Annotated in this window: 25 protein-coding genes; 19 read left to right on the top strand and 6 right to left on the bottom strand. The window is 69.0% G+C overall.

Going from position 1 to position 21438, the window contains the following annotated elements; all coding sequences use genetic code 11:
- Positions 1-4: 4 nt before the first annotated feature.
- The gene (gene sppA / locus ACFE65_RS00550; protein WP_375380375.1) at positions 5-1894 is read right to left on the bottom strand and encodes a signal peptide peptidase SppA; all 1890 of its coding nucleotides are present in this window, start codon (positions 1892-1894) and stop codon (positions 5-7) included.
- 225 nt (positions 1895-2119) lie between these two features.
- On the opposite strand from sppA, the gene groES reads away from it, so the two are divergent.
- The 10 genes from groES to ACFE65_RS00600 all read left to right on the top strand — a co-directional run bounded on the left by groES (position 2120) and on the right by ACFE65_RS00600 (position 9437).
- The gene (gene groES, locus ACFE65_RS00555; RefSeq protein ID WP_375380376.1) at positions 2120-2407 is read left to right on the top strand and encodes a co-chaperone GroES; all 288 of its coding nucleotides are present in this window, start codon (positions 2120-2122) and stop codon (positions 2405-2407) included.
- A 115-nt stretch (positions 2408-2522) separates the two neighbouring features.
- On the top strand, positions 2523-4169 hold the full coding sequence (groL, locus tag ACFE65_RS00560) for a chaperonin GroEL (RefSeq protein ID WP_375380377.1): 1647 nt from the start codon (positions 2523-2525) through the stop codon (positions 4167-4169).
- A gap of 193 nt (positions 4170-4362) precedes the next feature.
- Complete coding sequence (locus tag ACFE65_RS00565) at positions 4363-4932, top strand: Uma2 family endonuclease (RefSeq protein WP_375380378.1); 570 nt, start codon at positions 4363-4365, stop codon at positions 4930-4932.
- A 36-nt stretch (positions 4933-4968) separates the two neighbouring features.
- Positions 4969-5424 carry a DUF3429 domain-containing protein gene (locus ACFE65_RS00570; RefSeq protein WP_375380379.1) on the top strand — a complete coding sequence of 152 codons (456 nt, stop codon included), beginning with the start codon at positions 4969-4971 and terminating at the stop codon, positions 5422-5424.
- 40 nt (positions 5425-5464) lie between these two features.
- A complete protein-coding gene (locus ACFE65_RS00575; RefSeq protein WP_375380380.1) occupies positions 5465-6274 on the top strand; it encodes a hypothetical protein in 810 nt (269 codons plus the stop codon).
- A gap of 152 nt (positions 6275-6426) precedes the next feature.
- Positions 6427-6801, top strand: coding sequence for a fluoride efflux transporter CrcB (gene crcB / locus ACFE65_RS00580; protein WP_375380381.1), 375 nt, complete (start codon positions 6427-6429; stop codon positions 6799-6801).
- Positions 6798-7946, top strand: a complete 1149-nt coding sequence (locus ACFE65_RS00585) for an RluA family pseudouridine synthase (protein ID WP_375380382.1) — start codon at positions 6798-6800, stop codon at positions 7944-7946. Before crcB ends, ACFE65_RS00585 begins: the two co-directional genes overlap by 4 nt.
- Entirely contained in the window at positions 7943-8209 is a 267-nt protein-coding gene (locus tag ACFE65_RS00590) for a hypothetical protein (RefSeq protein ID WP_375380383.1), read from the top strand. The genes ACFE65_RS00585 and ACFE65_RS00590 overlap by 4 nt, the downstream gene beginning before the upstream one ends.
- A complete protein-coding gene (locus tag ACFE65_RS00595) occupies positions 8206-8907 on the top strand; it encodes an ATP12 family chaperone protein (RefSeq protein ID WP_375380530.1) in 702 nt (233 codons plus the stop codon). The genes ACFE65_RS00590 and ACFE65_RS00595 overlap by 4 nt, the downstream gene beginning before the upstream one ends.
- A gap of 71 nt (positions 8908-8978) precedes the next feature.
- Complete coding sequence (locus ACFE65_RS00600) at positions 8979-9437, top strand: T6SS immunity protein Tdi1 domain-containing protein (protein WP_375380384.1); 459 nt, start codon at positions 8979-8981, stop codon at positions 9435-9437.
- A 23-nt stretch (positions 9438-9460) separates the two neighbouring features.
- Here the strand turns inward: ACFE65_RS00600 and gmk are convergent, their stop codons facing one another.
- The 3 genes from gmk to ACFE65_RS00615 form a co-directional block, all read right to left on the bottom strand.
- Positions 9461-10108, bottom strand: coding sequence for a guanylate kinase (gmk, locus tag ACFE65_RS00605; protein WP_375380385.1), 648 nt, complete (start codon positions 10106-10108; stop codon positions 9461-9463).
- A gap of 193 nt (positions 10109-10301) precedes the next feature.
- On the bottom strand, positions 10302-11693 hold the full coding sequence (gene fumC / locus ACFE65_RS00610) for a class II fumarate hydratase (RefSeq protein ID WP_375380386.1): 1392 nt from the start codon (positions 11691-11693) through the stop codon (positions 10302-10304).
- A gap of 123 nt (positions 11694-11816) precedes the next feature.
- Entirely contained in the window at positions 11817-12308 is a 492-nt protein-coding gene (locus ACFE65_RS00615) for an SspB family protein (RefSeq protein WP_375380387.1), read from the bottom strand.
- 86 nt (positions 12309-12394) lie between these two features.
- Between ACFE65_RS00615 and hisB the strand changes: the two genes are divergently transcribed.
- From hisB to ACFE65_RS00645, 6 genes are all read left to right on the top strand, one after another.
- Positions 12395-12982, top strand: a complete 588-nt coding sequence (gene hisB, locus ACFE65_RS00620; protein ID WP_375380388.1) for an imidazoleglycerol-phosphate dehydratase HisB — start codon at positions 12395-12397, stop codon at positions 12980-12982.
- A 4-nt stretch (positions 12983-12986) separates the two neighbouring features.
- The gene (gene hisH, locus ACFE65_RS00625; protein WP_375380389.1) at positions 12987-13607 is read left to right on the top strand and encodes an imidazole glycerol phosphate synthase subunit HisH; all 621 of its coding nucleotides are present in this window, start codon (positions 12987-12989) and stop codon (positions 13605-13607) included.
- 150 nt (positions 13608-13757) lie between these two features.
- Positions 13758-14489 (top strand): 1-(5-phosphoribosyl)-5-[(5-phosphoribosylamino)methylideneamino]imidazole-4-carboxamide isomerase, encoded by a 732-nt coding sequence (gene hisA, locus ACFE65_RS00630; protein ID WP_375380390.1) that lies wholly within the window; start codon positions 13758-13760, stop codon positions 14487-14489.
- A 103-nt stretch (positions 14490-14592) separates the two neighbouring features.
- A complete protein-coding gene (gene hisF, locus ACFE65_RS00635) occupies positions 14593-15381 on the top strand; it encodes an imidazole glycerol phosphate synthase subunit HisF (protein WP_375380391.1) in 789 nt (262 codons plus the stop codon).
- A gap of 287 nt (positions 15382-15668) precedes the next feature.
- On the top strand, positions 15669-15860 hold the full coding sequence (locus ACFE65_RS00640; protein ID WP_375380392.1) for a hypothetical protein: 192 nt from the start codon (positions 15669-15671) through the stop codon (positions 15858-15860).
- Between the two features lie 31 nt (positions 15861-15891).
- Complete coding sequence (locus ACFE65_RS00645; protein ID WP_375380393.1) at positions 15892-16203, top strand: phosphoribosyl-ATP diphosphatase; 312 nt, start codon at positions 15892-15894, stop codon at positions 16201-16203.
- A 13-nt stretch (positions 16204-16216) separates the two neighbouring features.
- On the opposite strand, the gene ACFE65_RS00650 is transcribed toward ACFE65_RS00645, so the two are convergent.
- A complete protein-coding gene (locus ACFE65_RS00650) occupies positions 16217-16750 on the bottom strand; it encodes a hypothetical protein (RefSeq protein ID WP_375380394.1) in 534 nt (177 codons plus the stop codon).
- A gap of 110 nt (positions 16751-16860) precedes the next feature.
- Here ACFE65_RS00650 and ACFE65_RS00655 point away from each other — a divergent pair, with 110 nt between their 5' ends.
- Together ACFE65_RS00655 and ACFE65_RS00660 are read left to right on the top strand one after the other, a co-directional pair.
- Positions 16861-17271 carry an HIT domain-containing protein gene (locus ACFE65_RS00655; protein ID WP_375380395.1) on the top strand — a complete coding sequence of 137 codons (411 nt, stop codon included), beginning with the start codon at positions 16861-16863 and terminating at the stop codon, positions 17269-17271.
- Positions 17272-17346: 75 nt separating this feature from the next.
- A complete protein-coding gene (locus ACFE65_RS00660; protein ID WP_375380396.1) occupies positions 17347-18879 on the top strand; it encodes an amino acid permease in 1533 nt (510 codons plus the stop codon).
- Positions 18880-19007: 128 nt separating this feature from the next.
- Here the strand turns inward: ACFE65_RS00660 and ACFE65_RS00665 are convergent, their stop codons facing one another.
- Positions 19008-20006, bottom strand: coding sequence for an adenosine kinase (locus ACFE65_RS00665; RefSeq protein WP_375380397.1), 999 nt, complete (start codon positions 20004-20006; stop codon positions 19008-19010).
- Positions 20007-20302: 296 nt separating this feature from the next.
- Here ACFE65_RS00665 and ACFE65_RS00670 point away from each other — a divergent pair, with 296 nt between their 5' ends.
- Positions 20303-20725, top strand: coding sequence for a hypothetical protein (locus ACFE65_RS00670; protein WP_375380398.1), 423 nt, complete (start codon positions 20303-20305; stop codon positions 20723-20725).
- The last annotated feature ends 713 nt before the right edge of the window (positions 20726-21438 follow it).

Raw genomic sequence — 21438 nt, forward strand, 5'->3', positions numbered from 1 at the left:
GGCGTCACCAGCCCAGCCGTGCCAGCACCACGTCGACCAGCCGCGCATCGTCCGCATCCGCTGCATCAGGGCCGAGGCCCGCGCAGGCGAGGCAGCGCGCCTGGATCGACGCGCCCGTCGCCAGCCGCCGTGCGTCCCCAAGCGCGCGGCCGAGCATCGCGCGACGGTCCGCGGCGACATGGCCGAACGCGTCGGTGCCGCCCATCGCGGTCGCCGTATCGTCGTCATCGTCCTTGTGGCCGAGCGACTGGGCGAGCTGCGCGGTCCAGCCGGGCTTCTTCTCCAGATACTCGGCATGGACGTGGGCGGGGTCGAGCTTCGCGCGCCGCGCGGCCTCCGCCACCGCGTCGTCGAGCGTCCCGAACCGGTCGACGAGGCCGATCTGGTGCGCGGTGCCGCCGTCCCATACCCGGCCCTGGCCGATCTCGTTCACCCGCGCCGGCGTCAGGTGGCGCGCGGTGGCGACCCGGCCGACAAACTGGCGGTATCCGTTCTCAATGCCGGCCTGGAACACCGCGTCCGCCTGCGGCGTGGTGCCGCCGAGCACGTCGGGCTGGCCGGACAGCGGCGTCGTGCGCACGCCGTCGCTCGTCACGCCGATCTTCTTCAGCGCATTCTCGAACGTCGGGATGATGCCGAAGATGCCGATCGAGCCGGTGATGGTGCTGGGCTCGGCGAAGATCACGTCGCCCGCGGTCGACACCCAATAGCCACCCGACGCCGCGACCGACCCCATCGAGACGACCACCGGCAGGCCCTGTTTCTTGGCCTCCGCCACCGCCAGCCGGATCTTCTCGGATGCGAGCGCGGAGCCGCCCGGCGAGTCGACGCGCACGACCAGCGCCTTCAGGTTCTTGGTCGCCAGGCCCTTGAGCAGCTGCGCGGCGATCGTGTCGCCGCCGGCCGATCCGGGTCCCGCCTTGCCGTCGACGATGTCGCCCGCGACCGTCACGATGCCGACCGCGTCGCCGCTCGTCGGCAACGGATTGATGTCGACGTAATCCTGATAGGCGATCGTCTTGAAGCTGCCCGCCGCCTTGCCGCCGTCGACGCCGGCGAGCTCCGCCACCCGCTTGCCGAACGCCAGCCGGTCGCCGAGCTTGTCGACCAGACCGGCCTTCAGGTTCGCCTGCGCGATGTCGCCGTTCGCGGCGACCACCACCTTGTCGGGTTGGGCGAGGAAGTCCGCGAACTGCGCCTGGGGCCGCGACTTGTGGATCGACTGCTGCCAGCCGTCGAACAGGACGCGGTACAGCGCGACCGACTCCTCCTTGGCTTCGGGCGACGCCTCGGTGCGGGTGTAGGGCTCGACGTAGCTCTTGTACTTGCCGACGCGGTAGACGTGCGCGTTGACGCCCAGCTTGTCGATCAGGCCCTTGTAATAGGGCTGCGATCCGCCCGGTCCCAGGAACAGCGAGCCGCCCATCGGGTTCACCCAGATCTCGCTCGCGTTGGCGGCCAGCCGATAGCCGCCGTCGGTATAGGCGGTGGCATAGGCCAGCACCTTCTTGCCCGACGCGCGGACCCGCAGCAGCGCCGCGCCCACCTCGTCCAGCGCGGCCGGATAGGCGCCGCCGAACTCGTCGAGGTCGAGCACCACCACCTTGACGCTCGCATCGTCCTTCGCCTTGTCGATCGCGCGGACGAGATCGCGCAGCCGGAACTCGTGCGGCATCTTCTGCCCGCTGGCGAAGGCGGAGAAGCCGGGGTCGGCGGGCTGCTCGACGATCGGGCCGTCGATCTTCAGCAGCAGCGCGCCGTCGCCGACCGCGCCCCGGCTCGGCCGCGCGAGCAGCGCCGCCGCCAGCAGGCCGAAGAACATCAGCATCGCGGCGAGCACCAGCGCGTCCTTGATGCCGACCAGTATCGTCCAAGCGCCCCGAACCAGCTTCACCCGCATGCTCCCGAAACCGTCACAAACGTGAGCTAGAGCAGTCGTGCGGGCGCGTAAACGGCCCGTCTCGTCGCCCCGCTGGTCCGATCACCGATTATGACGCGAATTAACCGGCTGAACGCTGTTGACGGGGCGGAGAGCCGATCGCATATCGCCGCCATTGGCACTCGCCCTCCGTGAGTGCCAAGCCAACTCACCCATCAACGATCAAGGGATCAGGGCAACATGAACTTTCGTCCGTTGCACGACCGAGTCCTCGTCCGCCGCGTCGAGGCGGAAGAGAAGACGGCTGGCGGGATCATCATCCCCGACACCGCCAAGGAAAAGCCCCAGGAGGGCGAGGTCGTCGCCGCCGGCACCGGCGCGCGTTCCGACGACGGCAAGATCACGCCGCTCGACGTCAAGGCGGGCGACAAGATCCTGTTCGGCAAATGGTCGGGCACCGAGGTCAAGGTCGATGGCGAAGACCTCATCATCATGAAGGAAAGCGACATCCTGGGCATCGTGGGCTGAACAGCCTGCGACGCCCATCCTGACGACAAGGTCAGGGTCGGTTTCCACGAGCGCGGCATCCGCCGCACCAGCCCCCGGCCTTCGCCGGGGTGACGATACAGAAGGAACAGCCACCATGGCAGCCAAAGAAGTGAAGTTCGGCCGCGACGCACGCGAGCGTATCCTGCGCGGCGTCGACATCCTCGCCGATGCGGTGAAGGTCACCCTGGGGCCCAAGGGCCGCAACGTCGTGATCGACAAGAGCTTCGGCGCTCCCCGGATCACCAAGGACGGCGTCACCGTCGCCAAGGAGATCGAGCTCAAGGACAAGTTCGAGAACATGGGCGCGCAGATGGTGCGCGAAGTGGCTTCGAAGACCAACGACATCGCCGGCGACGGCACGACCACCGCGACCGTCCTGGCGCAGGCGATCGTCCGTGAGGGCATGAAGTCGGTCGCGGCCGGCATGAACCCGATGGACCTCAAGCGTGGCATCGACCTGGCCGTCATCAAGGTCGTCGAGGACGTCAAGTCGCGCTCCAAGCCCGTCGCGGGCACCGCCGAGATCGCACAGGTCGGCATCATCTCCTCGAACGGCGACAAGGAAGTCGGCGAGAAGATCGCGGAAGCGATGGAGAAGGTCGGCAAGGAAGGCGTCATCACGGTCGAGGAGGCCAAGGGCCTCGAGTTCGAGCTGGACGTCGTCGAGGGCATGCAGTTCGACCGCGGCTACCTGTCGCCGTACTTCATCACCAACCCCGAGAAGATGTCGGTCGAGCTCAACGATCCGTACATCCTGATTCACGAGAAGAAGCTCTCCAATCTCCAGGCGATGCTTCCGATCCTCGAGGCGGTCGTGCAGTCGGGTCGCCCGCTGCTGATCATCGCCGAGGACATCGAGGGCGAGGCGCTGGCCACGCTCGTGGTGAACAAGCTGCGCGGCGGCCTCAAGGTCGCGGCGGTCAAGGCGCCGGGCTTTGGCGATCGCCGCAAGGCGATGCTCGAGGACATTGCGATCCTGACGAAGGGCGAGATGATCTCCGAGGACCTGGGCATCAAGCTCGAGACGGTCACCGTCGCGATGCTCGGCCAGGCCAAGCGCGTCACGATCGACAAGGACACCACCACCATCGTCGATGGCGCGGGTGATGCCGAGCAGATCAAGGGCCGTACCGAGGCGATCCGTCAGCAGATCGAGAACACCTCGTCCGACTATGACAAGGAGAAGCTCCAGGAGCGTCTCGCCAAGCTCGCCGGCGGCGTCGCCGTCATCAAGGTGGGCGGCGCTACCGAAGTCGAGGTCAAGGAGCGCAAGGATCGCGTCGACGACGCTCTCCATGCGACCCGCGCTGCGGTCGAAGAGGGCATCGTCCCCGGTGGCGGCACGGCTCTGTTGTACGCCACCAAGGCGCTCGACGGGATGAAGGGCGTCAACGACGACCAGACGCGCGGCATCGACATCGTCCGCAAAGCGCTGACGTCGCTGGTCCGCCAGATCGCCGCCAACGCCGGCATGGACGGCGCGGTGGTGTCGGGCAAGTTGCTCGATCAGAGCGACACGTCGTACGGCTTCAACGCCTCGACGGACACGTATGAGAACCTGGTCCAGGCCGGGGTGATCGACCCGACCAAGGTCGTCCGGATCGCGCTGCAGAACGCGGCGTCGGTCGCGGGTCTCCTCATCACCACCGAGGCGACCGTGTCCGAGATGCCCGAGGACAAGGGTTCCTCCATGCCCGCCGGTGGCGGCATGGGCGGCGGCATGGGCGGCATGGACTTCTGATTTCGGACGGGCGCAGCGTTCGCTGCGCCCGACACGCAATCAGAACGGCCGGCAGGCTGGCGGCATCGCCGTCAGACCTGTTCGACGTCCAGCGGCGGCTTGCCGTCGCTAGCCTTCTTCAAATACATCAGAGAGTCGGGAGGGTAACCTTCCGGCTCTTTGCTTGTCTGGGCGCATGGCGTACTGATCGCTTATGGCCAGCATCGCGCTTGACCCCGCCTATCGTCGCATCTCCGTCGAGGAGTTTCTCGCGATGGATTTCCGCGGCGCGAAAGCCGAGTTGGACAATGGCCTGATCTACATGATGGCCGGCGGCACGGCGATCCACGCAATGGTGTGCGGCAACATATACGTGGCGCTCAGGACAAGGCTGCGCGGAACCGGCTGCCGGCCTTATGGTCCCGATCTGCTGGTGAAGACGGGCGCGGACACGGCTCGGCTGCCGGACGTCAGCGTTTACTGCGGCTCGCCGGCCGATCCGGCGAACGATCTCAAGCAGCTGTTGGGCGACCCGGTGATGGTGATCGAGGTATTGTCGCCGTCCACGGCCTCGCACGATCAGGTCGTCAAATTGCGGGAGTACACCGCGATGGCCGGTATGCGCGACATTCTGTTCGTCGATCCCAACATGCAGCGCATCCGCCATGTCCGCCGGGTGGGAACGTCCGACTGGGCCGACGACTGGCTGCCCGCCGAAGCCGATGTCGTCCTGGCCTCGCTTGGCATCACCTTGCCACATGAAGAGGTCTTCTCGCGAGACTGACCGGCAACCCTGCCCGCGTCGGCACGTTGGCACCGCATGGCCGATCCGCACGATCCCCGCGTTCCCGCCACCTCCGTGCTGTTCGGCTATGGCCCGATGCTGCCGCTCGTCGTCGGTGGCGCGGGAGCGTGGCTGTTGCCGTGGCCGTGGCCGCTGTGGGCGGTGCAGGCGACGATCCTGTGGGGGGCGCTGATCCTGGTGTTCATCGCGGGCGTGCGGCGCGGGTTCGGCATGGGCAATCCGGGCGCGTCAACCGCTGCGGAAATCGCGACGATGCTCGTCTATTTCCTGCTCGCCCTGGTTGCGATCGCGGTACCCAGATTGTCGCTGTCACTGTCCCTATTGGCGCTCGGCTTCGCGCTGGTCGCGCTGCTCGACCGGCGCGCGGCGATGAGCGGCGACGCGCCGGCGCATTTCGCACGGCTCCGCCCACCGCAGATGCTGGTGGGGATCGTCGGCCTCGCCGCCGCGCTGGCGCGTACGCTGACCTGAGCGCGCGACGCCGCTCACCCGTCCTTAACCCTGAGCTGGCATGGCCGCCGGGGCGACGACGGAGCGGGCGATGGGGGCGACACGACTGACTACGGCACAAGCGGGGCTCGCGATGGCGGCGGCGGCGATGCTCGCCGGCTGCGGCGGCCCCAAGCCCGATGCGACTAAGCCCGTCGACACGCTGGACGCCGAACTGACCGGCACCAACGTCACCGCGCCCAACGCCAACGCGGACCCGGCGCTGACGGCCGCGCTGCACGACCAGATCATGGTCGATCCCGACCTCGTCCAGCAGGCCAACCGCAACGCGCTGCGCCCGCCGCCCCGCCCGGTCGACGGCGCCACGCCGCCGGTCGACGTCGCGGCCCAGTTGGCGGCGCAATCGGGCCCCGCCGAGCACGACACGCTGCGCCACGCACCGGCCGCGCACGGCACCTGCCGCGAATGCGCCGCCGCGCGCCAGGCGCTGACGCTCGGCGCACTCGCCGGCCGGCAGAAAGGTCAGGTCGGCACCTGCTCCAACTCGATCAGCTATACCGCAACCTGGTCCACCCGCCTGCCCGCGTCGGTGCCGCTCTACCCCGACGCGCGGGTGACGGAGGCGGCGGGCGCCGACGGCCAAGGATGCGCGCTGCGGATCGTCAGCTTCACCAGCTCGGCCAGCCCGCAGCGGATGCTCGACTGGTATTACACCAGGACGAGCGCTGCAGGCTTCTCGGCCGGCCATGGCGCGGACGCCGACGGCGAGATGCTGGCCGGCAGCCACCCGGGCGGCGGCGCGTATCTGGTGTCGGTGCGCCCCCGCGCGGGGGGTGGCAGCGACGTGGACCTGATGGCCGACGCGCGCTGATCGTCGCGAGAAGCTCGCCACTCGTCACCCCAGCGAACGCTGGGGTCTTTCGCAGTTTGGGAACACCCGGCGAGCGATCCCAGCTTTCGCTGGGATGACGGAAGACACCAACCCGGTTCCCCTCACCGCCACTTCGCGCTAGTCGCAGCGCCATGCCCCCCCTCCTCCTCGTCATGCTCGGCGGCGCGATCGGCGCGGGCGCGCGCCATCTCGTCGGCCGGGCGCTGCTCGATGCGTTCGGCGGCGCGTTCCCGTGGGGGACGCTGGCGGTGAACCTGACCGGCGGATTGGCGATGGGCGTGCTGGCGGGGCTGCTGCTGCGCCTGAGCCTGGGCGAGCCTTGGCGGCTGTTCCTGGGCGTCGGCGTGCTCGGCGGCTACACGACCTTCTCCTCCTTCTCGCTCGACGCGGTCGCGATGGTCGAGCGCGGGCAGTGGCCGGTGGCGCTCGGCTATGTCCTCGCGTCGGTGATCGGCTCGATCGCGGCGCTCGTCGCCGGGCTCGCGCTCACGCGGGCGGCGGCATGAGCGACGCGTCCACCACGCCCGACACGAGTAACGTCCGCCAGTTCGTCGTCGGTTACGATGACGACGGCATCCGCCTCGATCGCTGGTTCAAGCGCCACCTGCCCGAGACGAGCTTCACCACCGTCGCCAAATGGGCGCGCACCGGCCAGCTGCGCGTCGACGGCTCGCGCGCGACGCCCGGCGACCGGTTGCAGGCGGGCCAGCAGTTGCGCGTACCGCCCGAGGAGGCGCCCCGCCCCGCCGCGCCTCTCACCGCCGCCGGGCCCGTTCCTGGCGCACCTAAGGCCGCCAAGCCCCGCCCCGTCCTGAGCGATGACCAGATCGCCTTCGCGCGCGAGCTGGTGATCCATCAGGATGCGCAGGCGCTGGTCATCAACAAGCCGCCGGGCCTTGCGACGCAAGGCGGGACCAAGACGCACGAGCATGTCGACGGCCTGCTCGACGCGCTGCAGTTCGATGCCGACAGCCGGCCGCGGCTGGTGCATCGGCTCGACAAGGACACGTCGGGCGCGCTGCTGCTCGCGCGCACCGCCCGCGCGGCGGCGTCGTTCGCCAAGTCGTTCTCCAGCCGCACCGCGCGCAAGACCTATTGGGCGCTGGTGGTCGGCGTGCCGAGCATCACCGATGGCATGATCGAACTGCCGATCGGCAAGCAGCCCGGCACCGGCGGCGAGAAGATGCATGTCGACGAAGCGGAAGGATCGCCTGCCCGCACCCGCTACCGCGTGATCGAGCGCGCCGGCAACCGCGCCTGTTTCGTCGAGCTGACCCCCTTCACCGGCCGCACCCACCAGCTGCGCGTCCACCTGAACGCGATCGGCCATCCGATCGTCGGCGACGGCAAGTACGGCGGCCCGGCGGCGTTCCTGTCGGGCAACATCAGCCGCAAGATGCACCTCCATGCGCGCCGCATCCGCGTCGATCATCCCGACGGCGGCCGTATCGACGTGACCGCGGACCTGCCCAAGCACATTGCCGACAGCCTCGCTTCGCTGGGCTTCGACCCCGCCGCCGGAGACGCGCTGCCGCAGGACGAGGATCGCGGACCCCCGCCGCGCGAGGTGGTGAAGGCGCGCGCGAAGGCCCACGCCAAAACGGTCCGCCGCGCCCGCAAGGGAGAGCGGCGCGGGCGGGGCAGCGAGTGACGACGCCTCCGTCGCCTCGCTCGCGATACTTCACGCTTGCCGCCGTTCGCATCGCAGGCGCGCTCGGTGCGGTGCTGGGCGTGGTGCTGATCGCGCGGGCGCATGTGTGGTGGCCCAAGGTGCTGGGCGTCGCGCTGGTGCTGTCGGCGCTGTACATGACGGCCGCCGTCTCGGGTGCGCTGGCGGCCAGGTGGCGGAGCGGGCCGCCACCGGATGGATCGGGGCCGACGCGCTGGGGCCGCAGGCGAGGCGCGCGCCGGTGAAGCGGTTCTGGACGGAGGTTTCGGTCGACAGCTCGATCCAGGGGGGGCGCGTGGTGCGGCTCGATGCGCGGCCGGTGCGCACGCCGGGCCGCGTGCCGCTCGCGCTGCCGACGGACGCGTTGGCTCAGGCGGTCGCCGAGGAATGGCGCAGCATGGGCGAGACGATCGACCCGCGCGCGACGCCGCTCACCGGCCTCGCCAACGCCGCGATCGACCGGATCGCGCCCAATCCTGCCGCCTTCGCCGCCACCCTCGCCCGCTACGCCGAGACGGACCTGCTGTGCTACCGCGCCGAGACGCCCGAGCCGCTGGTCGAGCGGCAGGCGGCGCTGTGGGACCCGCCGCTCGCCTGGGCGCGTGGGCGCTACGACGTCGGCTTCGAGATCGTCGCCGGCATCATGCACCGCCCGCAGCCGCCTGCGACGGTCGCCCGGCTGGGCGAGGCGATCGCCGCGCGCTCGGCGTGGGAGCTTGCGCCGCTGTCACCGATCGTGACGCTGACCGGCTCGCTGATCCTCGCGCTGGCGCTGGTGGAGGGCGCAATCGACCCTGACACGGCTTGGCGCGCGTCGGAGCTCGACTTCGACTGGCAGGCGGAACTATGGGGCGCGGACCCGCTGGCGGAAGGTGCGCGGCTGCAGCGGAGGGCGGAGTTCGATGCGGCGGTGAGATTTTTGGGGTTGGCCCGAACGGCGTAGCGGTAGGTTGAGCGGGGAAAGACAGCTGACACCCAGTTGCAGATGTTTGATCAACCAGTCACCATCGTCCCATGATCGCGATCGACTACTTCCTCCCGGCTGCTGCCGACCACCCTGATCTGTCCGCTTGGGTTCCGCTGCTCCCATCGCAATATCGCGTCCTCCGCACCAACCTCTTTGGCGATCATTTCCTCGTTGATGGTGCTGGTGCGGTGCACATGCTGGATCGAGGCGGATGCTCGGTCGAACTGATCGCTCGATCCGAAGAGGAGTTCTGGCGCGAGGTCCAAGATGATCCTGAAGGCTGGCAACTTCGCTCCTTAGCGGACGAATGCCGGCAGGCTGGCAAGACGTTAGCGGACGGACAGTGTTACGCGTTCACCACGCCGCCGATCCTTGGTGGAGTCTACACCGTGGAGAACGTCTGGATGGCGCCTTGGCGGGAGTGGTTCTCCTTCACATCCGACCTGTTCAAACGGGTAGAGGGATTACCCGACGGTTCAACGGTATCGTTGAAAGTGGTCGAGTAGCGAAGGACAGCTAACCACCACCCCTACCGCGTCAGCCGCCGCACGATCCCGATCATCCCCGTCTGCCGCGACCGGCGCAGGCGTTCCGCCGCCAGGATCGTCTTCACCGCGCGGAAGCAGCGGTCGACGTCGTCGTTGATGAGGACATAGTCGTATCCGTCCCAGTGGCTGACCTCGGCGGCGGCGCGGTTCATGCGGGCGTCGATCACGTCCAGGCTGTCGGTCGCGCGCCGCTCCAGCCGCAGGCGCAATTCCTCCATCGACGGCGGCAGGATGAACACGCGCACCACGTCGCCGCCCGCGAGCTGGTAGAGCTGTTGTGCGCCCTGCCAGTCGATGTCGAACAGCACGTCGCGGCCCGATGTCAGGATGCGGTCGACCGGCTCGCGCGGGGTGCCGTAGCGGTGGCCGAAGACGTGCGCCCATTCCAGGAACTCGCCCTCCGACACCATCTCGCGGAAGCGTTCGAGGTCGACGAAGCGATAGTCTTGCCCCTCGACCTCGCCTGCCCGGATCGGCCGGGTGGTGGCGGAAACGGACATTTCGAGGTCCGGCTCGTCTTCGAGCAGCATCCGCGCGATCGTCGACTTGCCCGCGCCCGAGGGGGAGGACAGGACGAACAACACCCCGCGTCGCCGGAAGCCGTGCGGGTCGAGATCGGAATGTTGCATGCGCGCCTTTGGCGGCGCGTCGGGGGAGGCGTCAAGCACCGCCAGGCGTGGGGGCGGACGAATCGCGCCCGCACCGGTCACTCCCACCCTTTCGTCATCCCCGCGTAGGCGGGGACCCATCTCCTGTACTGGCGTGCGTGGACGAGCGTTGCGAGATGGGTCCCCGCTTTCGCGGGGATGACGGAAGGTGGCCTCAGGCCCCGATCATGTCCTCGGGCCGCACGACGCGGTCGAACGTCGCCTCGTCGACCAGGCCCAGCTCCAGCCCCGCCTCCTTCAGTGTCAGGCCCTTCTCATGCGCGTATTTGGCGATCTTGGCGGACGCGTCATAGCCGATCTCGGGCGCGAGCGCGGTCACCAGCATCAGCGAGCGGCCGACGAGGTCCGCGATCTGCCGCTCGTTCGCCTCGATGCCGTCGACGCACCGCTCCGCGAAGCTCGTCATGCCGACGCTCAGCAGGTGGATCGAGCGCAGCACGTTCGCGCCGATCAGCGGCATGAACACGTTGAGCTCGAAATGCCCCTGCATGCCGCCGATCGTCACGGCCTGGTTGTTGCCCATCACCTGCGCGGCGACCATCGTCAGCGATTCGCACTGCGTGGGGTTAACCTTGCCCGGCATGATCGAGCTGCCCGGCTCGTTCGCGGGCAGGGACAGCTCGCCGAGCCCCGAGCGCGGCCCCGAGCCCAGCAGGCGGATGTCGTTGGCGATCTTGTTGAGCGCCACCGCCAACGTGTTGAGCGCGCCTGAGAAGAACACCAGCCCGTCCTTGGCCGCGAGCTGCTCGAACTTGTTGGGCGCGCTCTCGAACGGGGTGCCGGCGATGTCGCCGATCGCGGCCGTCATGTCCTCGGCCCAGCCCGCGGGCGCGTTGAGGCCGGTGCCGACCGCGGTGCCGCCGATCGCGAGCTTGCGGATGTTGCCGCCCAGCGCGCCCTCGATCCGCGCACGGCAGCTCACCAGCTGCGCCGCATAGCCGGAAAACTCCTGGCCAAGCGTCAGCGGCGTCGCGTCCTGCGTGTGCGTGCGGCCGATCTTGACGATGTGGCTCCAGGCCTCGACCTTCCGGGTCAGCGAAGCCGTCAGCCGGTCGAGCGCCGGGATCAGCGCGTCGCGCGTCGCGAGCACGGTCGCGACGTGCAGCGCGGTCGGAAAGCTGTCGTTGGACGACTGGCTCATGTTGACGTGGTCGTTGGGATGCACCGGCTTCTTGCCGCCGCGCGTGCCCGCGAGCTTGTCGTTGGCATAGCCCGCGATCACCTCGTTGACGTTCATGTTGGTCTGCGTGCCCGATCCGGTCTGCCAGATGACCAGCGGGAACTGATCGTCGAGGCTGCCCGACACGATCGCCTGCGCCGCATCCTCGATCGCGGCGACGACGGTGGCGTCCAGGCCATGTTTCGCGTTCACCCGCGCCGCCGCCTGCTTCACGATCGCCTGCGCATGGACGATCCCGATCGGCATCCGCTCGCGTTCTCCAAAGGGGAAGTTCTCGATCGACCGCTGCGTCTGCGCGCCCCAATAGGCAGCGGCGGGCACCTCGATGGCGCCGATCGAGTCAGTTTCGGTGCGGGTGTCGGTCAAACTTGCCTCCGTCATGCCGGACTTGTTCCGGCATCCAGGGTGCCACAAGCCCATCGACGGTGGCCTATGCGGAACGCTGGACCCCGGAACAAGTCCGGGGTGACGGACCCAATTGCCGAAAGCTTATTTTTTGCGTTTGAAATCCACCGCGACGACGTTGGACCCGTCCTCGACCGGTACCGCCGCCGGCGGCCCGTCGTTCTCGGCGTCGTCGTGGCCGCCCGGGCCGTCGTCCGGGCCCTCCTGCGCCTGGAACCGCAGCTCGAAGTTCACCGCCGGATCGTGGAAGCCGGTGATCGCGGAATAGGGCACGACGAGCTTCGACGGCACCTGACCGAAGCTCAACCCCACCGAGAAGCGCTCGTCCGTCACCACCAGGTCCCAGAACCGGTTCTGGAGCACGATCGTCATCTCGTCCGGGAACCGCTCGATCAGCCGCTGCGGCACGTCGACGCCAGGGGCGCGCGTCCTGAAGGTGATGTAGAAATGATGCTCGCCGGGCAGCGTGCTGCCGCCCTGCACCACCGTGCTGAGAACGCGGCCCACGACGGCGCGCAGCGCCTCCTGCACGATCTCGTCATAGGGAATCAGGCTGTCGGGCATGCCGTCGGTCATGCCCCTTGGGTAGAGCCTGATGGCGGCCGGTCAAGATTCGCGCGCAAGATTGCGCGGAAACGTGCGTGCGTTATGGACAGCGCACGATGCGCACCGCCACCCTTTCCCGCCACACCGCCGAGACGCGGATCGACGTCACGCTCGATCTCGACGGCACCGGCCACTATCGGATCGCGACCGGCATCGGCTTTCTCGACCATATGCTGGAGCAGCTGTCGCGCCATTCGCTGATCGACATGGACGTCGCGATCGCGGGCGATTTGCACATCGACGAGCATCACACGGTGGAGGATTCCGCGCTCGCGATCGGCGCAGCGCTTAGCGACGCGCTCGGCGACAAGCGCGGCATCCGCCGCTATGGCGACGCGCTGTCGCCGATGGACGAGACGCTGACGCGCGTGGCGCTCGACATCTCCGGGCGGCCGTGGCTGGTGTGGAAGACGCAGTTCACGATCGCGCGGCTGGGCAACATCGATACCGAATTGTTCGAACACTGGTTCCACTCGTTCGCGCAGGCCGCGGGGATCACGCTGCACGTCGAGACGCTGTACGGCGCCAACAATCACCACATCGTCGAGAGCGCCTACAAGGGCCTCGCCCGCGCGCTGCGCCGAGCGGTGGAGATCGACCCGCGCAAGGCGGACGCGGTGCCGTCCACCAAGGGCGTGCTCTAGGCCTGTGACGCTCGCGCTCATCGATATCGAGTCCGGCAACCTCCACTCCGTCGAGAACGCGCTGCGCGCCGCGGGGTGCGAGGATCTGCTCGTCACCGCGGATCCCGACACGATCGCGCGCGCGGAGCGGATCGTGCTGCCGGGCGTCGGCGCGTTCGGCCGGTGCGCCGCGAACCTGCGCGGCGTGCCGGGGCTGGAGGCGGCGCTGGGCGCGGCGGTGCTGGAGCGCGGCGTGCCGTTCCTCGGCATCTGCGTCGGCATGCAGTTGATGGCGGACACGGGCGATGAGATGGGTGAGCATCGCGGGCTCGGCTGGGTGCCCGGTCGCGTGCGCCGTCTCGCGCCCGCCGATCCGGCGGCGAAGGTGCCGCACATGGGTTGGAACGACGTCGTACCCGCCGCGCCGCACCCGCTGATCGAGCCGGGCGAGGCGTATTTCCTCCACAGCTACGCGTTCGAACCTGCAGCGGCGGGGGCCGAGCAGGTGCTGGCCACCACCGACCACGCCGGCCCCGTCACCGCCGCGATCGGCCGCGACAACCTCGTCGGCGTTCAGTTCCATCCGGAGAAGAGCCAGCGCTACGGCCTGGCAGTGCTGGAAAGATTCCTCGCATGGCGACCGTGACCCACTTCCTAATCCTCCCCGAGCTCGCTCGGGGAGGGGGACCAGCGAAGCTGGTGGAGGGGCAAAGCCGCAGGCGTGGAGTCTTGGGCTATGCCCCTCCACCGTCCTGCGGACGGTCCCCCTCCCCGAGCAAGCTCGGGGAGGATTAGAATGTTCATCGTTTTCCCCGCCATCGACCTCAAGGGCGGCCATGTCGTACGGCTGGCCGAGGGGGACATGGATCGCGCCACCGTCTATGGCGACGATCCGGGCGCGCAGGCCGCGGCGTTCGCCGATGCGGGGGCGGGGCACCTCCACGTCGTCGACCTCGACGGTGCGTTCGCGGGCGAGAGCCGCAACGGGGGCGCGGTGGCGGCGATCCTCGAACGCTTCCCCGGCCATGTCCAGCTCGGCGGCGGCATCCGCGACGCCGCCGCGGTGGAGCGGTGGTTCGCGCTCGGCGTCTCGCGGCTCGTCATCGGCACCGCCGCGCTGGAGCAGCCCGACTTCGTCCGCGCGATGGCCGCCGAGCATCCCGGCGGCATCGTCGTCGCGGTGGACGCGCGCGGCGGTCTGGTCGCGACGCGCGGCTGGGCGTCGGTGTCCGACGTGCCGGTGGTCGACATGGCGCGCCGGTTCGAGGACGCGGGCGTCGCGAGCCTGTTGTTCACCGACGTCGGTCGCGACGGGCTCCTCAAAGGCTGCAACGTCGAGGCGACGGTCGACCTCGCGCGCGCCGTGTCGATCCCGGTGATCGCGAGCGGAGGGGTGAAGGGCATCGGCGATATCCGGATGCTGTCGCTATACGCCAAGGATGGGGTGGAGGGCGTGATTACGGGCCGGGCGCTGTACGACGGGCGGCTCGACCTGGCGGCGGCGCTGGCCGTGGAGGCGGCGGGATGAGCGACGATAGTCCTCCCCAATCCGTTCGTTTCGAGCGAAGTCGAGAAACAGCCGACGGTCGGACAGGTGTCTCGACTACGCTCGACACGAACGGCAATCTCCGGTGACCGTCCGCGCTCGCGTCATCCCCTGTCTCGACGTGGCCAACGGCCGCGTCGTCAAGGGCGTCAACTTCGTCTCGCTGCGCGACGCGGGCGATCCGGTCGAGCAGGCGCGCGCCTATGACGCGGCGGGCGCGGACGAACTGTGCTTCCTCGACATCTCTGCCAGCCACGAAGGGCGCGGCACGTTGCTCGACGTGGTGCGCCGCACCGCCGCCGTCTGCTTCATGCCGCTGACCGTCGGCGGCGGCGTGCGATCCGCCGACGACGCGCGCGCGCTGCTGCTGGCGGGCGCGGACAAGGTGGCGGTCAACTCCGCCGCGGTCGCGCGACCCGAGCTGGTGAGCGACATCGCCGAGCGGTTCGGCAGCCAGTGCTGCGTCGCCTCGGTGGACGCGCGGCGCACCGGCGCCGGCGATCTCGGCGGTTGGGAGGTATTCACCCACGGCGGCCGCCGCGCGACCGGGATCGACGCGGTCGCGCACGCCATCCGACTGGCGAAGCTCGGCGCGGGCGAGCTGCTCGTCACCTCGATGGATCGCGACGGCACGCGCGGCGGCTATGACCTCGACCTGGTCCGCACGATCGCCGATCGGGTGTCCGTGCCGGTGGTCGCGTCGGGCGGCGTCGGCACGCTCGACGATCTGGTCGCCGGCATCGTCCAGGGCCATGCCTCCGCCGTGCTCGCCGCGTCGATCTTCCACTTCGGCGAGGCGAGCGTCGCCGACGCGCACGCCGCGCTCGCCGCCGCCGGCGTTCCGGTGCGCTCCGTCGCCATCGCCAAAGCCTGATCGCGCCGCTGGACCAAGGCTCGGGGCAGGCCTATCGAGGTCTCCGCGCGAAAGCCGCGCGAATGGAGAGACTTATGAAGTTGCGTTCAGCGATCCTGGCGGCCAGCCTTGTCGGAACCCTGGTGGCGGTCGCCGCGCCGGCCGATGCGAGCCTTTTCCACCACCGTCATCACCATCATCACCACCGTCACTACAACGGCCGTTGATGCGGCGGGCCAGCCTTCGGGCTGGCCCTTTTTTTGGCCCCGCGAAACGCTTTCTCCATCGCTCTGCCGCATGAAGCGGAAATGATCCCGTTCCTCCTAGCCGTCGCATCCGGGCATACGGGCGTTGCCCGGGTGCGGACCGGACCGGAAGCGTCGGACGCCGCGCTGTTCCTGCTGGCGGTGCTGGCGGTGTGGTTCGTCCGCCGCCGCTTGCGCACCCGGTTCCGCGATCGTCCGGACGGGCGCACTCCGGGCCGACGTAGCCGGGATTGACGCCGGCCACCGCCCGCGTCACCCGAAGCGCATGGCAGACCTCCTCGACCGCCTCGAAGCCACGATCCGCGAGCGTCGCGCCGGCGATCCGGATGCGTCCTACGTCGCCCGGCTGACCGCCCGCGGCCGCGCCGCCATCGCGCAGAAGGTCGGCGAGGAAGCGGTGGAGACGGTGATCGCCGCGCTGGGCGCCGACCCAGCCGCGATCGTGCCCGAGGCGGCGGACCTCGTGTTCCACCTGCTCGTCCTGCTGGCCGACGCCTGCCTGTCGCTCGACGACGTCCGCACGGAACTTGCCCGGCGCGAGGGGCTGTCGGGACTTGAAGAGAAGGCCGCGCGCTGAACCGGCCGCCGCGTCACCGCTGGCCGGGATCAACTCGGGACGGATCGATGCCGACGGCCCGCAGGTCGGCGTCGCTCGCGCGCAACTTCAATACGTTACGGTAGCATAGCTCCAGGTTGGGGTCGAAGCCTACATAATGGTGCCAGAAGCGGGCACCCACCGGCGTCGCCGCGAACCGGCCAATCTCCGCCAGATCGCTCACGCTGAAGGAATAGGCTAGGCTCATCGTCGCGCACCGGGCGACCTCGGCGTCGAGCCCGGACTGGTCCGTAGGGACCTGGCGAGCGATCAGCGGCTGCAACGCCGTGGACGCGTCGGAGAACATCCTGATCGCCCGCATGCCATGATGGGCATTCGGCTTCAGGAACGCGGCGCCCGCCGCCCGGCTGGCAGCGATGCTCACTGCGGAGTTGATGGCGAACCGCTTCTCCTCCGGCGGAACGGGATGCTCGTTCCAGAGCGCCACCGCAGCGGCCCACGCGTCGGCGGGCGGCGGTGGTGGTGGCGGCATCCACATCAGGATCGCGGATATGGTCAACCCCAGCATCGTCGCATTCCTCGCTTCCTCCGGTCCGGCGAGAGGTCGCGACGACGCGCGCTCCAACGCCGGCTCACTTGCCGCTCGCATGATGGCGTGGAGGCGTTAAGACATCGCCCATGCCGATCGACGCCACCCTGCCCTATGACGACGCCAACATCTTCGCGCGGCTGCTGCGCGGCGAAATCCCGGCCACGCGGGTGTATGAGGACGAGCATGCCGTCGCCTTCCGCGACATCGCGCCCCAGGCGCCGACGCATGTGCTGGTGATCCCGCGCGGCGCCTATGTGTCGTGGGACGATTTCTCCGCCCGCGCGAGCGACGCGGAGATCGCGGGCTTCGTGCGCGCGGTCGGCGCGGTCGCGCGGGCCGCGGGGCTGGTCGCGCCGGGCTATCGCCTGCTCGCCAACGTCGGCGCGCATGGCGGGCAGGAAGTGCCGCATTTCCACGTCCACCTGTTCGCCGGCCGCCCGCTCGGGCCGATGCTGGCGGGCAGCGACGATGCCGCGACGCAGGCGGAGGGGCGGTAAGGGATTGCGCGGCCCCGTTTTGCGGCTAGGCTCGGCAAATCAGGGGCGCGACGGTCGCCCGCCCGGGAGACGTTGATGATTTTCGACCGCGTGAAGTCCCTCGACGCGATCCTGGCCACCGCCGAGAAGAAGGGCCTGGAACGCTCGCTTGGCGCCTTTCAGCTTACCATGCTGGGCGTCGGCGCGGTGATAGGCACCGGCATCTTCGTGCTGACCAGCGAGGCGGCGCAAAAGGCCGGGCCGGGCATGATGCTTTCGTTCGTCATCGCGGGCTTCGTCTGCGCGGTTGCGGCGCTGTGCTACTCCGAGCTCGCCTCGATGGTGCCGGTCGCGGGCTCCGCCTACACCTATACCTATGCGGTGATGGGCGAGCTGCTGGCCTGGATGGTGGGCTGGGCGCTGATCCTCGAATATGCGGTAGGCGCGAGCGCGGTTGCGGTCGGATGGTCGGGATATTTCGTCGGCTTCATGAAGAACACGTTCGGCGTCGTGATCCCGCAGGCGCTGGCGGTCGGGCCGAACGAGGGCGGGATCGTCAACCTGCCCGCCGTGGTGATCTCGGCGCTCGTCACCGGCCTGCTGATCCTGGGCACGACCGAGAGCGCGCGGGTGAACGCGATCCTCGTCGCGGTGAAGGTCGCGGCGCTCACGCTCTTCATCGCGCTCACCGTCCCAGCGATCAAGGCGACGGAGTTCACGCCGTTCCTGCCCAACGGCTGGGGAACGATCGGCGTAGTCGGCGCCGCATCGTCGATCTTCTTCGCCTATGTCGGCTTCGACGCGGTTTCGACCGCGGCGGAGGAGACCAAGAACCCGCAGCGCAACGTGCCCATCGGGCTGATCGGGTCATTGCTGATATGCACCGTCTTCTACCTGCTGGTGTCGGCGGGCGCGATCGGCGCGATCGGCGCGCAGCCGGTGTTCGGCCTGGGTGGCGAGGCCCTGCCGCCCGGCTCGCCCGAGCTCGCCGCCCGCTGCGCGCAGATCGTCGCTGGCGGCGCGACCGAGCCGCTGGTGTGCAGCCATGAGGCACTGGCGCATGTGCTGCGCGTCGTCGGCTGGGCCCGGATCGGCAATCTGATGGGCTTGGCCGCGTTCATCGCCTTGCCGTCGGTCGTGCTGATGATGATGTTCGGCCAGACCCGCGTCTTCTTCGTGATGGCCCGCGACGGCCTGCTGCCGGCGAAGCTCGCCAGCGTCCACCCGCGCTTCAAGACGCCGCATGTCGTCACCGCCTTCACCGGCATCGTCGTGACGCTCGCCGCGGCGTTCCTGCCGGTCGGCAAGCTCGCGGATTACTCCAACTCGGGCACGCTGTTCGCCTTCGCCATGGTCGCGGTGTCGGTGATGGTGCTGCGGCGGACGGACCCGACGCGCAACCGCCCGTTCCGCACGCCGTTCGTCTGGGTGGTCGCGCCGCTCGCCATCATCGGCTGCGTCGGCCTGTACCTGTACCTGCCGTTCGTGGCGCAGATGGTCCTGTTCGGCTGGGGCGCGATCGGGCTCGCGATCTACTTCGGCTACAGCCGCAGCCGCAGCAACGTCGGGCGCGGCGTCAACGACCTAGACGACAACCCGGCGTTCGATACCGCACACGCCGCGGAGTAGGCGCGCGGCGGTTGATCCGTCATGCCAGCGCAGGCTGGCATCTCTCCGCGAGAGGGGACCGTGCCCTCCTCGCAGCGACCCCAGCGTTCGCTGGGGTGACGGATGGGCGGCGGGCGGGCGGCGTTTGTTCACCCCAGCTTAGCGGCGACCAGTGCCTGCATGTCGACCTGTGGGCGGGCGCCGTAGTGCGAGATGATCTCCGCCGCGCACACCGCGCCCAGTTTCAGCGACTTCTCCAGCCCCCAGCCCTGCGCCTGCCCGCGCAGGAAGCCGGCCGCGAACAGGTCGCCCGCGCCGGTTGTGTCCACCACCTGCTCCACCGGCTCAGCGCCGACGCTGACGGTCCGCCCGGCCTGCACCGCGGTTGCCCCGGCCTGCCCGCGCGTGACGACCAGCAGCGGCACCTGGCCGGCCATCTTCGCCACGCCCGCGTCGAAATCGTCGACCTCCGCCAGCGCTACCAGCTCGGCCTCGTTGGCGAACAGGATGTCGATCAGGCCGTCGGCGATCAGCTTGCGGAAATCGTCGCCGTGGCGGCTGATGCAGAAGGTGTCGGACAGGGTGAACGCGACCTTGCGCCCCGCCTTGCGCGCCACTTCGATGGCGGCGCGCATCGCGGCGCGCGGCTCTTCGGGGTCCCACAGATAGCCTTCGAGGTACAGGATCGCGGCGTCGGCGATCAGCGCGCGGTCGAGCGCCGCCTCCGGCAGGAACTGCGACGCGCCCAGGAAGGTGTTCATCGTCCGCTGGCCATCGGGCGTCACGAAGATCAGGCAGCGCGCGGTGGTCGGCTCGCCGGGCCGCGCGGGGGTCGCGAACGAGACGCCGGCGGCGCGGATGTCGTGCGCGAACACCTCCCCCAATTGGTCGTCCGCCACCTGGCCGACGAAAGCCGTGCGCCCGCCCAGCGCCGCGATCGCGGCGACGGTGTTGGCCGCCGACCCGCCCGACGCCTCGGTGCCCGGGCCCATCTTGGCGTAGAGCGCGTCCGCCTCGGCGGGCGAGAACATCAACTGCATCGATCCCTTGGCCATGCCCTCCTGCGCGATGAAGCCGTCGTCGGCCTGGGACAGGACGTCGACGATCGCGTTGCCGATGGCGACGACGTCGTAGCTAGGCTGGGACATGCGGCTGGTCTCCTGAGCCGCGAAGGCGCGGCGGTCGACCCTGCGACTATAGCCGCCCCGCCACCCGCGCAACGTCGCGCCGCGTCGTCTGGGATGAAAGCGTGATCCGCCTCCTCCACCCCGTTCATGCTGAGCTTGTCGAAGCACTGCCCTTCTTCTTGAGGTGAGGCAGTCCCTCGACGTCGCTCGGGACGAACGGAGCCGGGGAGGACAAGCCCAGCCGCCCCGCCGGTGCGCCCGCCCGACTTGCCGGGCCGCGCACGCGACGCCACACGATCGGGCAGAGGGGACGCGCGATGCCGACGAGACTGCAAGAACGCCGATCGCGACGCGCAGACCTGCGGCTGGCGGCGATGCTGGCCGGCACCGTGGCGCTCGCGGGGTGCGCGACCGTCCCGACCGGCCCCGGCCCGCAGCGCGCGGCGCGCATCCCGATCCCCTATGCCAGCACCGGGCTGGAGCGCGTGATCGGCCAGAACGCCGCCGGCCTGACGCAGCTGTTCGGCGAGCCGGACGCGGACGTGCGCGAAGGCACCGCGCGTCGGTTGCAATTCTCCGGACCGATCTGCGTGCTGGACGCGTATCTATACCCCAAGGGCCCGAAGGACCGGGCGGCCGACCCCACCGTCACCTACCTCGACGCCCGCGAACCCGACGGCAGCCCGATCGACCGCGCAAGCTGCGTCGCGGCGCTGACGAGGAGGGGGGCGGCGCGGTAGGGTGGAAGTCGGCCATCGTGGCCATCCCAATCCTCCCCCGCCAGGGGAGAAACGCCCACTTTGGGCTGTTCGCTTCGGGTGGCCGCTTACCGAAACCTGCTATTCAAGCGAGGGGGCGGAGGAGGCTCGTTTTTCTTCCACTCGGCGCTGGTGTATTCCACGCAAGCGTGGTGGGGCCCGCAAGTTGAGCCGAGATTTACCGCTCTTCGTACTGACTCGACGGCAGAACAGAGAGCGGTAGGGGCGACGATCAAAATCGTACCCGGCATTAAAAACATATGTCGTACTGAGTAAAGATTGCGAGCAAGGGTCTTATTTGGTATCTTTCCACCGTTCCACAAAATATCGTGGTGGTGGATTTCTATTAGGTCATGCTCTAGTAGTTCTCCGAATTCGCTTCCCTGTCGCTGCCAGTTCGGTGGCGAGCCTCCACACTTACTCGCCTGATAGGTTGTCTCAATCTGTGTAGGGGCAGTTGCCTTTGGAGCGACCGCTATGGCTAATAACGCCAGCCAAGCGAGATGTGTTGCAGCGGGCATGGCGCAAGCTACCAGATTGATGTCAGCTTTCCAGTCTTCACGCTTAAAGCGGCCGGTCTGCACTCCCCTAAAGTCGGTTAGGCGACGCTCCCGACTCTCCCGCTTGCGATGTTGGATAGGTCGTGAGAGCGGGAGAGCTGCTCTTTTCTACCGTCCGCCCCTTGCTGCACAGGC

Source organism: uncultured Sphingomonas sp., assembly GCF_964237335.1.
In the GTDB taxonomy this organism is placed as follows: domain Bacteria; phylum Pseudomonadota; class Alphaproteobacteria; order Sphingomonadales; family Sphingomonadaceae; genus Sphingomonas.

Coding starts and splice junctions, on each gene's coding strand:
- groES (WP_375380376.1), top strand. CDS start 2,120: ATGAACTTTCGTCCGTTGCACGACCGAGTCCTCGTCCGCCGCGTCGAG.
- groL (WP_375380377.1), top strand. CDS start 2,523: ATGGCAGCCAAAGAAGTGAAGTTCGGCCGCGACGCACGCGAGCGTATC.
- ACFE65_RS00565 (WP_375380378.1), top strand. CDS start 4,363: ATGGCCAGCATCGCGCTTGACCCCGCCTATCGTCGCATCTCCGTCGAG.
- ACFE65_RS00570 (WP_375380379.1), top strand. CDS start 4,969: ATGGCCGATCCGCACGATCCCCGCGTTCCCGCCACCTCCGTGCTGTTC.
- ACFE65_RS00575 (WP_375380380.1), top strand. CDS start 5,465: ATGGCCGCCGGGGCGACGACGGAGCGGGCGATGGGGGCGACACGACTG.
- crcB (WP_375380381.1), top strand. CDS start 6,427: ATGCCCCCCCTCCTCCTCGTCATGCTCGGCGGCGCGATCGGCGCGGGC.
- ACFE65_RS00585 (WP_375380382.1), top strand. CDS start 6,798: ATGAGCGACGCGTCCACCACGCCCGACACGAGTAACGTCCGCCAGTTC.
- ACFE65_RS00600 (WP_375380384.1), top strand. CDS start 8,979: ATGATCGCGATCGACTACTTCCTCCCGGCTGCTGCCGACCACCCTGAT.
- gmk (WP_375380385.1), bottom strand. CDS start 10,108: ATGCAACATTCCGATCTCGACCCGCACGGCTTCCGGCGACGCGGGGTG.
- ACFE65_RS00615 (WP_375380387.1), bottom strand. CDS start 12,308: ATGACCGACGGCATGCCCGACAGCCTGATTCCCTATGACGAGATCGTG.
- hisB (WP_375380388.1), top strand. CDS start 12,395: ATGCGCACCGCCACCCTTTCCCGCCACACCGCCGAGACGCGGATCGAC.
- hisA (WP_375380390.1), top strand. CDS start 13,758: ATGTTCATCGTTTTCCCCGCCATCGACCTCAAGGGCGGCCATGTCGTA.
- ACFE65_RS00640 (WP_375380392.1), top strand. CDS start 15,669: ATGATCCCGTTCCTCCTAGCCGTCGCATCCGGGCATACGGGCGTTGCC.
- ACFE65_RS00645 (WP_375380393.1), top strand. CDS start 15,892: ATGGCAGACCTCCTCGACCGCCTCGAAGCCACGATCCGCGAGCGTCGC.
- ACFE65_RS00650 (WP_375380394.1), bottom strand. CDS start 16,750: ATGCTGGGGTTGACCATATCCGCGATCCTGATGTGGATGCCGCCACCA.
- ACFE65_RS00655 (WP_375380395.1), top strand. CDS start 16,861: ATGCCGATCGACGCCACCCTGCCCTATGACGACGCCAACATCTTCGCG.
- ACFE65_RS00660 (WP_375380396.1), top strand. CDS start 17,347: ATGATTTTCGACCGCGTGAAGTCCCTCGACGCGATCCTGGCCACCGCC.
- ACFE65_RS00665 (WP_375380397.1), bottom strand. CDS start 20,006: ATGTCCCAGCCTAGCTACGACGTCGTCGCCATCGGCAACGCGATCGTC.
- ACFE65_RS00670 (WP_375380398.1), top strand. CDS start 20,303: ATGCCGACGAGACTGCAAGAACGCCGATCGCGACGCGCAGACCTGCGG.